Origin of the sequence: Bradyrhizobium acaciae (assembly GCF_020889785.1) — a bacterium.
Taxonomy (GTDB): domain Bacteria; phylum Pseudomonadota; class Alphaproteobacteria; order Rhizobiales; family Xanthobacteraceae; genus Bradyrhizobium; species Bradyrhizobium acaciae.
The window spans coordinates 35,050-50,311 of sequence record NZ_JACMYK010000044.1 but is presented as its reverse complement, the minus strand read 5'-3'; the positions used below and the strand labels follow the sequence as shown (position 1 = coordinate 50,311).

16 protein-coding genes and 1 pseudogene are annotated in these 15,262 nt (G+C 61.2%); 6 read left to right on the top strand and 11 right to left on the bottom strand.

Translation table 11 applies throughout. The features are described from left to right. Both H8A92_RS18825 and groES read right to left on the bottom strand, forming a co-directional pair. A partial coding sequence (locus tag H8A92_RS18825) for a TCP-1/cpn60 chaperonin family protein (protein WP_274613403.1) occupies positions 1–178 on the bottom strand: 178 nt, incomplete at its 3' end. Positions 179–222: 44 nt separating this feature from the next. Then, a complete protein-coding gene (gene groES, locus H8A92_RS18820) occupies positions 223–537 on the bottom strand; it encodes a co-chaperone GroES (protein ID WP_229197147.1) in 315 nt (104 codons plus the stop codon). Positions 538–932: 395 nt separating this feature from the next. Here groES and H8A92_RS18815 point away from each other — a divergent pair, with 395 nt between their 5' ends. The 4 genes from H8A92_RS18815 (at position 933) to H8A92_RS18800 (ending at position 2,995) form a co-directional block, all read left to right on the top strand. Beyond that, entirely contained in the window at positions 933–1,223 is a 291-nt protein-coding gene (locus H8A92_RS18815; protein ID WP_074127572.1) for an usg protein, read from the top strand. 96 nt (positions 1,224–1,319) lie between these two features. Next, a complete protein-coding gene (locus H8A92_RS18810; protein WP_229197146.1) occupies positions 1,320–1,910 on the top strand; it encodes a cupin domain-containing protein in 591 nt (196 codons plus the stop codon). Positions 1,911–2,136: 226 nt separating this feature from the next. Next, the gene (locus H8A92_RS18805; RefSeq protein ID WP_229197145.1) at positions 2,137–2,493 is read left to right on the top strand and encodes a phage tail tape measure protein; all 357 of its coding nucleotides are present in this window, start codon (positions 2,137–2,139) and stop codon (positions 2,491–2,493) included. Continuing rightward, the gene (locus H8A92_RS18800) at positions 2,447–2,995 is read left to right on the top strand and encodes a hypothetical protein (RefSeq protein WP_229197144.1); all 549 of its coding nucleotides are present in this window, start codon (positions 2,447–2,449) and stop codon (positions 2,993–2,995) included. Before H8A92_RS18805 ends, H8A92_RS18800 begins: the two co-directional genes overlap by 47 nt. Before the next feature lie 400 nt (positions 2,996–3,395). On the opposite strand, the gene H8A92_RS18795 is transcribed toward H8A92_RS18800, so the two are convergent. The 3 genes from H8A92_RS18795 to H8A92_RS18785 all read right to left on the bottom strand — a co-directional run bounded on the left by H8A92_RS18795 (position 3,396) and on the right by H8A92_RS18785 (position 6,822). Then, on the bottom strand, positions 3,396–4,160 hold the full coding sequence (locus tag H8A92_RS18795; RefSeq protein WP_229197143.1) for a DUF5131 family protein: 765 nt from the start codon (positions 4,158–4,160) through the stop codon (positions 3,396–3,398). Positions 4,161–4,170: 10 nt separating this feature from the next. Then, positions 4,171–5,331: a three-Cys-motif partner protein TcmP gene (locus H8A92_RS18790; RefSeq protein WP_229197142.1), complete on the bottom strand. Its 1,161-nt coding sequence runs from the start codon at positions 5,329–5,331 to the stop codon at positions 4,171–4,173. 234 nt (positions 5,332–5,565) lie between these two features. Next, the gene (locus H8A92_RS18785; protein ID WP_229197141.1) at positions 5,566–6,822 is read right to left on the bottom strand and encodes a NupC/NupG family nucleoside CNT transporter; all 1,257 of its coding nucleotides are present in this window, start codon (positions 6,820–6,822) and stop codon (positions 5,566–5,568) included. 116 nt (positions 6,823–6,938) lie between these two features. On the opposite strand from H8A92_RS18785, the gene H8A92_RS18780 reads away from it, so the two are divergent. Beyond that, positions 6,939–8,162, top strand: a complete 1,224-nt coding sequence (locus H8A92_RS18780; RefSeq protein WP_229197140.1) for an MFS transporter — start codon at positions 6,939–6,941, stop codon at positions 8,160–8,162. Positions 8,163–8,479: 317 nt separating this feature from the next. Here H8A92_RS18780 and H8A92_RS18775 read toward each other — a convergent pair. After that, a pseudogene (locus H8A92_RS18775) lies at positions 8,480–9,240 on the bottom strand (SDR family oxidoreductase). Positions 9,241–9,254: 14 nt separating this feature from the next. Continuing rightward, positions 9,255–10,016 carry a proteasome-type protease gene (locus tag H8A92_RS18770; protein WP_229197139.1) on the bottom strand — a complete coding sequence of 254 codons (762 nt, stop codon included), beginning with the start codon at positions 10,014–10,016 and terminating at the stop codon, positions 9,255–9,257. A gap of 299 nt (positions 10,017–10,315) precedes the next feature. On the opposite strand from H8A92_RS18770, the gene H8A92_RS18765 reads away from it, so the two are divergent. Next, complete coding sequence (locus tag H8A92_RS18765) at positions 10,316–11,926, top strand: ABC transporter substrate-binding protein (protein WP_229197138.1); 1,611 nt, start codon at positions 10,316–10,318, stop codon at positions 11,924–11,926. Positions 11,927–12,115: 189 nt separating this feature from the next. Here the strand turns inward: H8A92_RS18765 and H8A92_RS18760 are convergent, their stop codons facing one another. The 4 genes from H8A92_RS18760 to H8A92_RS18745 form a co-directional block, all read right to left on the bottom strand. Further along, positions 12,116–12,409 carry a GYD domain-containing protein gene (locus tag H8A92_RS18760; RefSeq protein WP_229197137.1) on the bottom strand — a complete coding sequence of 98 codons (294 nt, stop codon included), beginning with the start codon at positions 12,407–12,409 and terminating at the stop codon, positions 12,116–12,118. Positions 12,410–12,721: 312 nt separating this feature from the next. Then, positions 12,722–13,147: a carboxymuconolactone decarboxylase family protein gene (locus H8A92_RS18755; protein WP_229197136.1), complete on the bottom strand. Its 426-nt coding sequence runs from the start codon at positions 13,145–13,147 to the stop codon at positions 12,722–12,724. Positions 13,148–13,328: 181 nt separating this feature from the next. Then, positions 13,329–14,171 carry a transglutaminase family protein gene (locus tag H8A92_RS18750; protein ID WP_229197135.1) on the bottom strand — a complete coding sequence of 281 codons (843 nt, stop codon included), beginning with the start codon at positions 14,169–14,171 and terminating at the stop codon, positions 13,329–13,331. A 138-nt stretch (positions 14,172–14,309) separates the two neighbouring features. Next, entirely contained in the window at positions 14,310–15,254 is a 945-nt protein-coding gene (locus tag H8A92_RS18745; protein WP_163161606.1) for an alpha-E domain-containing protein, read from the bottom strand. Positions 15,255–15,262: the final 8 nt, after the last annotated feature.

Below are 15,262 nucleotides of genomic sequence, written 5' to 3'. Positions count from 1 at the left end.
TCTCCTTGGCGACGGTGACGCCGTCCTTGGTGATGCGGGGAGCGCCGAACGACTTCTCGAGCACCACGTTGCGGCCCTTCGGACCGAGGGTGACCTTGACCGCGTTGGCGAGAACGTCGACGCCGCGCAGCATCTTGTCGCGCGCCTCGACGGAGAATTTGACTTCTTTAGCTGCCATCTGAGTTTTTCCTTGAGAGGTTTACCTGGGAGGGAAAGAGGCGCTTAGGCCGCCTTCTTCTTGGAAGCGGGGACGTCGAGCACGCCCATGATGTCGCTTTCCTTCATGATCAGCAGGTCTTCGCCATCGATCTTGACCTCGGTGCCCGACCACTTGCCGAACAGGACACGGTCGCCGACCTTGACGTCGATGGGGGTCAGCTTGCCAGTCTCATCGCGGCCACCGGGGCCAACGGCGATGACTTCGCCCTGCGAGGGCTTTTCCTTGGCACTGTCCGGAATGATGATGCCGCCAGCGGTCTTCTCTTCGGCGTCGATGCGCTTGACCACGACGCGGTCGTGAAGCGGACGGAATTTCATGCAGTCCTCCTAAATATTTGCGGATGCTGTAGATTTTTGGAGTGTTAGCAGTCCAGCCTAGCGAGTGCCAGACTGGTTGGGCAGGAGATAGGCCAAGCCTTGGCGGCGGGCAAGAGCCTGTAGCAGAAAAATTGGCACTCGCGAATGACAGCTGCCAGAAGGACGCCGAGATCATTTCGGCATCCTTAATGCCGCGCCGCAGGCCGTGCCGGGGCTATTAGCAGATGCGGTAAGCTGCTGCCAACGCAAGAAATTTCAACAACCTATTAAACATTTAGGCTTGAGATGGGTTAGTCGCGTGCGTCACATTTCTCTCATGTGAGCGCATCCATTGCCGGTGGTCCGGCGGGGAAGGTCGGCCACCATGTGAATGCGCTCCGTCACAGGAGGTTGGCATGGTCTCGCGAGTTGGTGGGGTTGTTTCCGACGATTTCCGGAAGCAGTTGCTGGGGTACGGGCTGACGACGGCGCAGATCCTCTATCGGATGCCGGATCACCCCTCGTTGCTGCAGACCTATGTCTGGCAGAACTACGACCTGTTTCCGAAATTTCCGGCGCTGCAGGATTTCCTCGCTTTCTGGCAGCAGAAGCTCGAGGGCCCGCTGTTCTCGGTGACGGTGGCGCATTCCAAGCTGGTCAAGCCGGCCGAGCTGCGCGCCGTCGACGGCGTGTTCCGGTTGCATTGATCGGCAAAGGGGGCAGGCGCGGCCCGCGCCTTTGCCCACCCTGGATGCGTGACTTGTGTTAGCCTTCGCCCGCCAGAAAAAGACGGGAGGCGAACAATGGCCAAGAAGACGGCATCAAGATCCGCAGCCAAGACCGCGGTGAGGAAGAAGTGGACCGGGCTCGGCGCCGGCACCAGGAAATCCACCGCGAAATCCTCTGCGCGCAAGACCATCAAGTCCAAGGGCCGCGTCTCGGCCGCGAAGAAGAGCGCGCCGAAAGCAGCAGCCAAGACTGCAACCAAGGCTGCCGCCAAGGCGCCGCCGAAGCAGCGCATCGCGATCAGCCATCACCGCGAAGAGGATTTCAAGGCCGACGGCCTGCGGGCCTACGCCAAATATCGCGACCTCGGCATCGCCGCCGCCTCGCACGGCCTCGCGCAGGCGCATGTCATCCGGCTGCAGGGACCGTGCAATCCCGATGAAGTGTCGAAGCTGCACTTCCACGACGTCGACTTTCAGATGGTCTACGTGCTCAAGGGCTGGGTGAAGACCTACATGGAAGGCGAGGGCGAGACGCTGATGCAGCAAGGCAGCGCCTGGACCCAGCCGCCGCGCATCCGGCACATGATCCTGGACTATTCCGACGACGTCGAGCTGCTGGAAGTGATCCTGCCGGCCGAGTTCAAGACGGTGGAGTTGAAGGCGTAGGGTTCACCACCCTCCGCCGTCATTCCGGGGCGATGCGAAGCATCGAGCCCGGAATCCATCTATCGGCATAACCCGCGGCACAATAGATTCCGGGCTCGCGCTGCGCGCGCCCCGGAATGACGCGGAGATCGACGCTTCCGGGAAGATGCGGAGATGCCTAGCCCTTCCGGAAAGGGCACGATTCGCAATCGCCGGTGGCATCGGGAGCTTGTTCGGGGTATCGCCAGTGAAGAACGTAGCGGGTGGTGTCTACAACTCGCCAAGCCTCAGCGCTTATTCCGGTCAAATCGTATCGTCGCCGACGCTGTTCAAGTTTGCATCAGGCGCGCGATTGATGGGCGAAGCTGGGCCGGAAGGCATCTTGCCGTTGAAGCGCGGGCCGAACGGTTCGTTTGGCGTCCAAATGTACGGCGCCAATGACAACAGTGGTTCGATTAGCCAAGTCAATCATTTCAACATCGCGTTCGATGTCAGCAAACGCGATATTCAAGAACTCAAGAAGGCGATCAACGATCAACAGCGCGGCTTTGTCGCAAATGTCGCGCAAGCAAACCGTCAACTCAGCAAGCGGAACTATCGCTGAGCAAAACGCAGGATTGTGGGTAGATAGTATGAAGTTTAAAGCAATTGTCGTCGTGATGAGTCTAATCACCCCATGCCATGCGGAATGGAAAATCAGTTCGTTCAACGATCGCATGACTGATAGCACTATCAAGACTGCGACAGTGGCGGCGAAAGCGCCGGATCACGCCGTGTCTGCAACAATTCGAGTGAGTTGCTTGCGAGATAAGGTAGTTGGAGGGCTCATCGTTTCGATCGAAACTGACGCTGTGTTCACGCTCGGGCGGATGGGCTTGACCTATCGCCTCGATAACGATGAGCCGACGCCTCGCTACATGCAGGTTGACGCGAATGGGCGTGGAATGTCTCTGTGGATGCAGCCAGAAGAGTTTCCCGGCAAAAAACGTCTTCGCGTTCAATTAGAACCCGCGAGATCGCCCAACCTATTTTTCGAATTCGACATTAGCGGCGTGGAGAAAGCCTTGGCGGCCGTCCCATGCAAACGTACCCGGGCTGAGATGTAGCACGGCAGCGGGCCGCCGCAGCGCCGTCTAGAGGATTACTGAGACGCGACAAGCCGTCACGCGTAGTTCATTGTGGGGCCGCCCTAAGTTGGCGCTGCCGCTCTCGCTCGCAGGCGTTCCGGTCTCCGAGCTTGTTCGCACAGTCCGTGTAGAGCCGCTCGATCACCATGGTCGGATCATCCGAGTTGGCGCGTTCGTGCAGGCCTCTCATGCACTGGGTCATTCCGGTCGCTAACACGATCACACAATACATTCGTTCCTCGGCTCGATAGAGCAAGGGACGGGCATAGCGGGTTTCTCGCTTAGATAGGCGGAAACATCATCCGCGATCTGCGTTGAAACTGTTCGACAATTTTCACCGCTCACCAGCACTACTGACCGTTTGGCGTGAAAACTCAGCTTAAGCCAAAATCGCGGAGGCCTTCGCAGTCGGAAGTTGATCCCACGTTCGCCCGTCCAACACCCGACCGGTTTGCTTCTTTTGCACTCCACCCCACTGCTTAAAGTGGAAGGCAACGCCCGCGTCTACGCATTGATCCCGAATAGATCGTACCCAATCAGGGTCCATCGGCCGCGCAGCGGGACCGCTTTCGCCGCCCGCAATAGCCCAGTCGATGCCCTCAAGATCAAGGTTCTCAAGTGGACCAAGCAACGGTTCGAGGCTCAAGAACTTAATGAATGCCGGTGTCGAACGCAGATGGTCAATTCGATCGGTATATTCGTCGTTTTCGACGCTTACTCCCATCCAAACGTTATTCGGCCAAGGGAGCCGGTTCGCAACGCTAGCGAGCCGTTCTGCACGTTTGGTCAAAATTTGAAACGTGTGGTGTCGAGCACGTTGCATCACATCAAAAACCTTGCCGATGAATTCCAGCGGCACGTTCTCGTGGAACAAGTCCGACATCGAATTGACGAAGATAATTTTTGGGGTTTTCCACTTCAGCGGTATCTTTAAGGCGGCATCGTCTAGAACGATTTTGCCATTCCACTTCGCTCTGCCACCCGTGACGCGAGTCGTCCCCGCGTACTTTTTCTGTCCCATCGCCTCTAATCGACGAGCAAGTCGCATAGCATAGCAGTTCGTACAACCCGGTGATAAGATCGTGCAACCGCCAACAGGATTCCAAGTCGCCTCAGTCCATTCGATTGGTGAATTGGTGGCCATCGTGAAATTCCTATTTAAACGTTACTTTGACGTGTTCGGCGAAAGTAGCGATGCCTTTTCGCTTGGGTCGCTGCGATGCCGGCGGATCAGCTGTGATTACTCCTGCTGCCTCCAGTTGTCTGAGAGCCTCTTTGTAATTCTTGTCGGTGTACGGAGTATCAACGGAGTGATTTTCGTAAATCTGGCGCATCGTTAAAGTCTCGCCTGCAAACACCGCGGGCAAATCCGCTAGTAGCTTGTCGAACGGTTGCAACAGCGAAAATAGTAGGGGCGTTGAAGCGTCGGCTGGCGAATATGTAAAGGACGCGACGCCTTGATCATCGGTTGAACTTTCGCTTGCCATGATCCCTTTCATGATCTCATAGCCTTTGAAGGCCTTCGAGACGAAAATTAAGCAATGTGAAATCCGCGCACCGCGTTTGAAGCGGAACGGAAGAACAAATTTTCCGCCCATATCTTTGATAGCTTGCGATAACTCTTCGAGGATCAGCCCCACACGCTGCTCTGGCGTTTTGCCATCCAGCCTCTTGCGTAGATCATCGACACGCTCAGTCCCAAATAGCGCGTCCATATGTTTTTTTACGAGGTCGTTCGAAAGCCCGGCATTGATGCGACCATAATTGAAGAAGAAAACACAGTCGCAGCCCCAATCCTTGATAACTCCGTTCACGATTTTAAGCGACAGACCCTTGTATCCCCAAGGATCGACGAAGGTGAACGACGGGATGAGACTTGTTTCGGCGAAGAACTTTTCTGCGTCTTCACCGACTGCGTTACATTGGACGGTGGGTTTGAATTTCAGTTTTTCAATACCGGGCAGCGCGTCGATTTCCTTTTGTAAACTGGAACTATGGTTCGGATCGCTATCGTTGAACAGAGTGACAAGCATTGCACTCAGGTTAGGATCATCGATGGCATGCTCTAGTATCAACAAAGGTGTAGATGCGGCTCCATCCTTGTAACGCCCGGGTCCTGCGTACAGGTCGATATAAGCAATCTTGTTGTCGACCATTTGTTTAGCAGTAGGCGTGATCACCTTCGCCCACGCATAGAAATACTTTTGGATGATCCGCGCTTTCGTGTCGGACTGATCAAGTTGTTCATCGAAAAATTTGTTGTTGGTCAAAGGTATATTTCCTTGCACAGCTTCGAGTAGATTCGTTGCCAGCATACACCTTCCTCCACGCCGTGGTTCCATCTGCAATATAGTGTTCTTGGTTTGTTCTGTATAGGATGTAAATGGTTAGTCGCCGTTGGTGAATGGAAACTGCCAAATACTGAAAATATTGAGGTTTTTGCCTTGACTGGCGGAAGGGGTGGGATTCGAACCCACGGTACCTCGCAGGCACGTCGGTTTCGTACCCCGGATTGAGCGAAGCGAAATCCGGGCTACGGCGCCTTCGGGCTACGGCGACGTCATCGCCCCCACGATTGCGCCCATCAGGCATGTCGTCAGCGTGCCCGAGACGACCGACTTCAGCCCGAGCGCATTGATCTCGTCGCGCCGCTCGGGCGCCATGATGCCGAGGCCGCCGATCATGATGCCGAGGCTCGCGAAGTTGGCGAAACCGCACATCGCGTACAGCATGATCAGGCGCGAGCGCGGATCGAGTGCGTCGGGGCCGAGCTTCGACAAATCGACATAGGCGATCAGCTCGTTCAGCACGGTCTTGGTGCCCATCAGACTTCCCGCCGTGATCGCCTGCGGCCACGGCAGGCCCATCAGCCAGCACACCGGCGCCATCACGTAGCCGAGCAACCGTTGCAGCGAAATCTTCGCGCCGCCGATCTCCGGCAGCAGGCCGATGATCTTGTTGCCGAGATAGACCAGCGCGACCAGCACGAGCAGCATCGCGATGATGTTCATCAGGAGCTCGAGCCCCGCGGTGGTGCCCTTCACGATGGCGTCCATCGTCGACGACACCTGCACGTCCGGATCGTCGAGCGATCCGCCGGTGCGCTTGTCTGTTGTCTCCGGCACCATGATCAGGCTGACCAGAATGGCGGCCGGCGCGCCGAGCACCGAGGCGATAACGAAATGCGCGGCCGCATCGGGGATCAGCGGCGCCAGCAGCGTGGCATAGAGCACCAGCACGGTGCCGGCGATCCCGGCCATGCCGCCGGTCATCACCAGAAACAATTCGCTGCGGGTGAGCTGCGCCAGATAGGGGCGGATGAACAGCGGAGCTTCCACCATGCCGAGGAAGATGTTGGCCGCGGTCGAGAGCCCGACCGCGCCGCCGACGCCGAGCGTGCGCTCCAGGATCCAGGCCATGCCGCGCACGACGGGCGGCAGCACGCGCCAATAGAACAGCAGCGTCGTCAGCACGCTCATGACCAGCACGATCGGCAGCGCCTGGAAAGCGAGGATGAAATCCGAGCCCGGCGCCTTGGGATCGAACGGCGCCGGGCCGCCGCCGACATAACCGAACACGAAGGCGGTGCCGGCGCGCGTCGCGGCGGCGATGGTGCCGACGGCATCGTTGATCGCGCCGAACGCCTGCGTCACCAGCGGCACCTTGATCAGCACCAGCGCGGTGATGATCGTGACGATGAGCCCGATCGCCGCCTGCCGCAGCGACACCTTCAGGTGATTCTCGCTCAACGCCCAGGCGATCACGAGCAACGCCACCACGCCAAACGCCGATTGCAACTGCAGCATCACGCCCCCAAGAACCCTCGTGCGATTATGGGCAGGGGCCTCGCGCAGCGCAATGCTGTTGCGCGTTCTCTTTCCCGCCATTGACAAGTTGCAGGTGCTCGGTCACGCCATCATCCATGTCCTCCGTCACATCGGCCGGCGCCCGCGATCTGCTCGGCCACAGACCGTTCCTGTTTTTTCTGTCGTCGCGCAGCCTGTCGCGCTTCTCCAGCCAGATCGGCGCGGTGGCGATCGGCTGGCAGATCTATGATCTGACCGGCAGCGCATTCGACCTCGGCATGGTCGGACTGGTGCAGTTCCTGCCGACGGCGCTCTTGGTGTTCGTCGCGGGTCACGCTGCCGACCGCTTCGAGCGCAAGCGCGTGGTGCAGGCCTGCCAGGTCGCGGAGGCGCTGACCGCATTGTTTCTCGCCGGAAGCACGTTTGCCGGCACCATCTCCGAAATCCAGATCTTCGCAGCGACCTTCGTGCTCGGGATCGCCGGTGCATTCGAAAGCCCGGCAACCGCGGCGCTGCTGCCGCTGATCGCGCCGCAGGGCTCGCTGCAGCGGGCCACCGCGATCTCGAGCGGCGCGGCGCAGGTCGCGACCATCACCGGTCCCGCGCTCGGTGGCTTCGCCTATGCGATGATGCCGAGCGCGCCCTATGCCGTGATGATGGTGTTCTGGCTGTTCGGTGCGCTGCTGACCGGCGGCATCGGCCGGCTGCAGCAGGCGGCGGCGAAGAACGGGGAGGTGTCGGACGATCTGTTTGCCGGCGTCACCTTCGTGCGCAGCAATCCGGCGATCCTCGGCACCATCTCGCTCGATCTGTTCGCGGTGCTGTTCGGCGGCGTCACCGCGCTGCTGCCGATCTATGCGCGAGACATCCTGATGACCGGTCCGCTCGGCCTCGGCGTCCTGCGCGCTGCGCCCGCCGTCGGCGCACTCTTGATGACGATGGTGCTGGCGCGGCACACCATCAATCGCCGCGTCGGCATGCGGATGTTCCAGGCGGTGATCGTGTTCGGCGTCGCCACCGTGGTGTTCGCGCTGTCGCACTGGATGTGGCTGTCGGCGCTGGCGCTCGCGGTGCTCGGCGCCGCCGACACGATCAGTGTCGTGATCCGCTTCTCGCTGGTGCAACTCGCCACCCCCGACGAGATGCGCGGCCGCGTCGGCGCGGTGAATTTCCTGTTCATCAACGCGTCGAACCAGCTCGGCCAGTTCGAAAGCGGCGTCACCGCGGCGCTGCTCGGCGCCGTGCCGTCGGCCGTGCTCGGTGGCGTCGCGACGGTTGCGGTGGCGCTGCTCTGGATGAAGCTGTTTCCGACGCTGCGCGACGTGGAGAAGCTGGAGTAGGGCTTCTTACCTCGCCCCGCTTGCGGGGAGAGGTCGACGCGAAGCGGCGGGTGAGGGGGACTCTCCGCGAGTTCGGCTCTCACCGTCGTCGTGAAGGCTCGCGCTGACCTTCTTCCCTCGCGCACGATTTCGGAATAATGGAAAAATACTGCTGAGTTGCCCGACGTGTCAAGCCGCCGTGTCGGGGCGCCGGCAGCCGCGGGCTACTTTGCATGGGGTTGTTTTCGATATTTTGACCGTACGCCCCTGCGAGGGCATGGCCGGGACAATTCCGGCCATGCCCTCGTGAAGCTCTGCCGCAAGCGAAAAAGGGAAGATCAGCCTCGGCCCACGAACGGCATCTTGGTCGCCATGACGGTCATGAACAACACGTTGGCGTCGAGCGGCAGGCCGGCCATGTAGGCCACGGCGTCGCCGACCGCCTTCGCGTCCATGCGCGGCTCGTGCTTGGTGGTGCCGTCCGGTTGCAGGACGCCCGGGCCGTTGACCATGCGGTCGGTCATCGGGGTCGCGGCATTGCCGATATCGACCTGCCCGACCGCGATGTCGTACATGCGGCCGTCGAGATTGGAGGCCTTGGTCAGGCCGGTGATGGCGTGCTTGGTCGAGGTGTAGGCCGCCGAGAACGGCCGCGGTGCATGCGCCGAGATCGAGCCGTTGTTGATGATGCGGCCGCGCGCGGCGTCTGGTCCTTCATGATGCGGAAGGCGTGCTGGGTGCACAGGAACGGCGCGGTGAGGTTGGTGTTGACGACGGCCTGCCACTGCTCGAGCGGCAGGTCCTCGAAATTCACCGGCGGCGCGCCCATGCCGGCATTGTTGAAGAGAACGTCGAGCCGGCCGTAGGTCGCCTTCACCTTGTCGAACAGCGCGGCGATCGCGGCCGGGTTGGCCATGTCGGCGGTGACGCACAGGCTCTTGCCGGCGGGGCCGAGCTTGGCGGTCTCCTCCAGCATCTCCAGGCGGCGCCCGACCAGCACCACGGTGTAGCCCTTGTCCATCAAAGCGAGCGACGCGGCGCGCCCGACGCCGGTGCCGGCGCCCGTCACAAGTGCGATCTTGCTGGTTGCCTCAGTCATCTCCGAGTTTCCTCTTACTTTGTTTTTGCTTCGGTTTCGTTCTTGTAGGGTGGCCGTGGAATGTTCTGATGCGCCGCGCGCAGCGCCGCCGACCAGCGCGAGCGCAGGTCGTGGAAGTAGGGCTCGCCGGCCTCGATGCGGTGGTTGAGATCGGCCTCGCAGGCGTCGGTGCGCACCACCAGCACGTCGATCGGCAGCCCGACGCCGAGATTGGAGCGCATCGTCGAATCCATCGAGATCAGTCCCGTTTTGAGCGCCTCGTAGAGCTCGACGTCGTAGTGCATGGCGCGATCGAGCACGGGCTTGCCGTATTTGTGCTCGCCGATCTGCAAATACGGTGTGTCAGTGGTGCATTCGATGAAATTGCCGGCAGTGTAGACCATGAACAGGCGCATCCGCGACCCCTTGATCTGGCCGCCGAACAGGAACGAGACGTCGAATGAGATATCCTCGGAGCGCAGCGCGTCGCCCTCGGTGGCGTGCACCGAGCGGATGGCGCGGCCGATCCGCTGGGCCGCCTGGAACATGGTCGGGGCGTTCATCAGCGTCTCGAGCTCGCCCGTGTCCGGATTTTCCATGCCCTCGGTCAGGGTCGACAGCACCGACTGGCTGATCGCCAGATTGCCGGCGCTGGCGATCGCCATGATGCGCTCGCCGGGTGTCGAGAAGATGTGCAGCTTGCGGAAGGTCGAGACGTTGTCGAGACCGGCATTGGTGCGCGTATCGGCGATCATGACGAGACCGTCTCGCACCAGAATTCCGCAGCAATAGGTCATTTCCAGTCCCCAACGATCCGAGTTTATCGGCGCTGAACGTGTAGCCAATTTCGAGGTCGCATCCAACCCTAATTCCCCGTGACGGGACATGCGGTGGCTGGTCAGAAAGGGCAGAGGCCGATCGCGGAGACGGCCTGTCGGCGTTTGTTCCCGCCGACGGCTGATCGGAATTGCGGGGCGTTGGCCTTGCTCTGCGTTGTGCGCAGCCGGCAATGATCCGCACCCCCTGTCATTGCGAGGCACCGGGCCTTGTGCTCGACTGGCTGCAACCGACAACAAAAGAATTCCGGGAGGCGAGAATGTCGTTCAAACTGGCCGCATGCATCATGGCACTAGGTGTCGCGGCGATGGCCGCGAGCCCGGCATCGGCGCAGAAGAAGGGCGGCACGCTGCGGCTCTATCACAACGACAATCCGCCCTCGACCTCGTTGCTCGAGGAATCCACCATCGCTTCGGTGATGCCGTTCGCCGCCGTCTTCAACAACCTCGTGGTGTTCGATCCGGCCAAGGTGCACGAAAGCATCGACACCGTGATCCCCGATCTCGCCGAGAGCTGGTCGTGGGACCCGACCAACACAAAGCTCACCTTCAAGCTGCGCCATGGCGTGAAATGGCATGACGGCCAGCCGTTCACGGCCAGGGACGTGCAGTGCACCTGGCGGATGCTGATCGGCAAGGGCGAGACCCAAGACTCCAAAACCCAGGACTTCAAGCGCAATCCGCGCAAGGTTTGGTACTCGAAGCTCAGGGATGTCAGCGTCAATGGCGACGATGAAGCGACCTTCGAGCTGACCGAGCCGCAGCCCGGCCTGCTGGCGCTGCTCGCCAGTGCCTTCTCGGTGGTCTATCCCTGCCACGTGACGCAGCAGGTCATGCGCACCAAGCCCATCGGCACCGGCCCGTTCAAGTTCGTCGAGTTCCGGCGCGGCGATTCGATCCGTCTCGTCCGCAACCCCGATTACTTCAAGAAGGACCGGCCGTATCTCGACGAGATCGCGGTGCGCTCGATCGACAGCCGTGCCACGCGCATGCTGGCGTTCGCGACCGGCGACTACGACATCACCTTTCCGTCCGATGTCAGCATTCCCTTGATGAAGGATGTCAAGGCGCGGTCGCCGAGCGCGATCTGCGAGATGACGTCGACCAATCTGCAGATCAATCTGCTGGTCAACCGCGTCAATCCGCCGTTCGACAATCCCGATATCCGCAAGGCGATGTCGCTGGCGCTCGATCGCAAGGCCTTCAACTCGATCCTGTTCGAGGGCACCGGGCGGCTCGGCGGCGCGATGCAGGCCAGGCCCGAAGGCGAGTGGGGCATGCCGGACGACGTGCTGTCGACGCTGATGGGCTACGGTCCCGACACCGGGAAGAACCTCGCCGACGCGCAGGCGATCATGCAGAAGCTCGGTTACAGCGACGCCAAGCCGCTGTCGATCAAGATCCAGACCCGCAATCTGCCGACCTATCGCGATCCGGCCGTGATCCTCGCCGACCAGCTCAAGAAGATCTACATCGTCGCCGAACTCGATATCCTGGATACGCCGCGCTGGTACTCGCGGCTGCAGCGCAAGGACTACACGATCGGCCTCAACGTCACCGGCGTCAGCGTCGACGATCCCGACGGCAATCTGGTCGAGAACTATTCCTGCAACTCGGAGCGCAACTACACCCAGTATTGCAATGCCGAGGTCGACAAATTGCTCGCGGCACAGTCGCGCGAGGTCGACAAGGACACGCGTCGCAAGATCGTGTTCGACATCGAGCGGCTCCTGGTCGACGATGCCGCACGTCCGGTCATCCTGCACTCATCGGCCGGCAATTGCTGGCAGCCCTACGTGAAGAACTTCCATCCGCACGACAACAGCCAGTACAACAATCTGCGCTTCGAGGATGTCTGGCTGGACAAGTGACGCATCTGCCCCGCTGGCAATGACATGCGCCGTCGTCCTCGTGCGTTTCGCGTCTTCAGTCGTTCACGCGACCAGGAGCGGCTGTTCCTGCGCACACGCGCGGTCCCCGGGGCTGATCGCCGGGTGCCAAGGTTGCGGCGGCACCCGCCGGTCAGACCGCGCAGAGATCCATCGGGATATCCGAAGCCGCTACGGGAGCTCGGATATCAGCTTGGTCCACTCGGCTTCGGGCCACGCCCGCGAGGTGCAGGTTCGAATGTTTCCCATCGAGCTGAGGGCAAGCGCGAGTTTTGTAATGTTGTCGCCGAGGGGCGCTTCGGCGAGGAGAAGAATGTCATGCTCGCCGGAGGTGAGATAGACCTCCTTGATTTCGATACCGAGCTTCTGGGCGAGTTCTCTCGCCGCTCGGCTGCGCTTGGGAGCTTCCTTGACGTTACGAATTCCCTGGTCGGTCCAGTCGATCCTCAATATGAATGTTGCCATGTCGTCCTCCAAGGGTTGTGCATTCCCTTGTCTGCCGCGTGCGCGGCAGGCGAACTTGCTTCACGTTGAAGTTGAAGGAGCGCCACATAAGGCAGGCGCTGGTTTCAGACTGAGATGCCTGCCGATGGCCTGACCGCTGCCCGTTCTGTCAGACGGCGACGTCGGCCCGTCCCGTCTCAAAGAACAGCTCACGGCAAATTACGCCATGTCCCTTGCTCGAGAAAGAGGGCTCCCCGCGTTGTGATCGGGAGCGCGGCGGCGGCGGCCTGATCGTTCCCGTGCTGCGCAACGTCGCGAGGGGCTGCAACAACGTCACGGCTCTTGCCGTCGTCCTGCCGGTGCATCGACGAGGAACGCCTCGTCCACCGGCACGCCGAGCCCGGTGACCAGCCGGTTGGTTTCGGCGGCCATGCCGACGATCGCCAGCATTTCCTGATACTCGGCGTCGGTCATGCCTTTGGCGCGGGCGGCCGCGGTGTGCGAGTGGATGCAGTAGCTGCAGCCATGGGCCACGGAGACCGCAACATAGAGCATTTCCTTGACTTTCGGATCGAGCGCACCCGGCGCCATCACCTCCTTGATGCTCTCCCAGGTTCGCCGCAGGGTTTTCGGATCATGCGCGAGCGCGCGCCAGAAATTGTTGATGAAATCCGATTTTCGCGTCGCGCGGATGTCGTCGAAGACGGCGCGTGCCTCGGCTGAGAGCTCGTCGTCGGAAAGCAGCTTCACGGTGGCCATGGCGTGTCCCGATGGGTCGGTTGATGCAGCAGCGATCATAGCACGATCACGTCTTACGATCGTCATTCCGGGCTCGCGAAGCGAGAGCCCGGAATCCATCGCACCGCCGATTGCGCGGACGAATGGATTCCGGGTTCGCGCCGAAGAGGCGCGCCCCGGAATGACGGCGAAAGAGTGGGGCCTACGACTGCGTCTGGCTCTGCCACTGCCCGGGTCGTCCGGCCTGATCGACCTTGACCGCGACCGTCAGTGTCTCGTTGCCGCCGCCATAGCGGGTGCCGCGCACGGGGGCGGCACCGAGATAGTCGAGGCCGATTGCGACGCGGGCATGGGCGTCGGTCGTGCAGATGCCGTTCGCGGCGTCGAAGCCGATCCAGCCGAGGTCGGGCACGAAGGCCTCGGCCCAGGCGTGGCCGGCCTGCTGGTTGACCATGCCGTCGGAGCGCAGGAAGTGACCGGAGACGAACCGCGCCGGAACGCCGCCGGCGCGCGCGCAGGCGATCAGGATGTGGGCGTAGTCCTGGCAGACCCCGCGCTTCAGCGCGAATGCCTCGGAAGCCGAGGTGGCGCTGTTGGTCGGGTCTTCGTCGAAGGTCATGTGTTCGTAGATCTGCACCATCAGCGCGTGCAGGAAGCCGAGCACGTCGGCGCCGGCCTCTGCGCGCAGCTCGCGCACCAAACTCGTCATCGCCGGGTTGAGGTCGGTCAGGGACGTGGGGCGCAGGAACAGGCTCGGCGGAAACCGCTCGTCGCTGCCTTTCAGTACGCCGCCGGTGTCCTGGGTCTCGACCAGGCCCTCGCAATGGATGGTGAGGTCGCTGATGGCACCGTGTGTCAGCACATGGGTGACGTTGCCGAAGGCGTCCTCATGGGTATCGAGCCGGGAATCGGTCGAGACGTCGATCTGCCAATCCGCGACATACTGGCCGTCATGGCTGCCCGGCGTCATCCGCAGAATCTGGATCACGCCCGATGCCGCCGGCTCGTAGCGATAGGTGGTGGTATGGGCTATCCGCAGGCGCATGGTCGATCAACTGCAGTTGGGATCGTCATGCCCGGACTTGTTCCGGGCATCCACGTCTTTCTTCCTAATCGCCCTTCAAAGCAAGACGTGGATGGCCGGGTCAAGCCCGGCCATCACGAGATTTTGCGTCAAAATCGGTCAGATCAGATACTGCTTGGTGATGATCTCACCCAGCCGTGAGTTATCAGCGATGAATTCCTGGATGAATTCGTGCACGCCGTGCTGGAAGATGTCGTCCATATGGCTGTGCTCGAGCCGGTTCCTGATGCCGCGGGCGTGGCGTTGTGAGGCGCCCTGGCGGCCATAGGCGACGCCGATCTGGTCCAGATTGCGCACCAGATTGCTGTAGCAGCTTGCAAGCGAGCGCGGCAGCGTGTCGTTGAGGATCAACAGGTCGGCGATCAGCCAGGGTTTCAGGGTTTCCCGGTAGACCCAGTGATAGGCGGTCGTTGCCGACACCGAGCGCAGGATCGAGGTCCACTGGTAGTAATCCAGCGGGCCGCCGACATGCTCCTCCTCAGGCAGCAGCATGTGATACTTCACGTCGAGAATGCGGGCGGTGTTGTCGGCGCGCTCGAGATGCACGCCCAGTCGTGAGAACCAGTAGGCGTCGTTGCGCAGCATGGTCCGGTAGGCCGAACCATCGAAGCGCAGCGAGGTCTCCTGCACGAAGCGCAGGAATTTCGCCAGCTCCTCGCGGTTGGCGGGACCCTTGTTCCAGACCGCCTGCAGCTCGATCCAGGCCGAGTTGATGGTGTCCCACATCTCCGACGTCAGCGCTGTTCGTACCGAGCGCGAATTGAGCCGCGCCGCCTCGATGCAGTTCTTGATCGAGGCGGGGTTTTCGTCCGAGAAGGAGAGGTACTCGATGACGTTTCGCTCGTTGGCCTCTTCGTAGTGGTCGTAGAAGGCGGCGCCGACGCCGGCGGTGAGCAGCGCGGAATCCCACTCATTGGTCTTGCCGACATAGGCCGCGGGCAATGCGGTGACGCGTAACGTGGCGTCGATCGTGCGGGCCAGATATTCGGCGCGTTCGACATAACGGGCCAGCCAGAACAGGTTTTCAGCGGTGCGCGACAGCATGCTTTCAA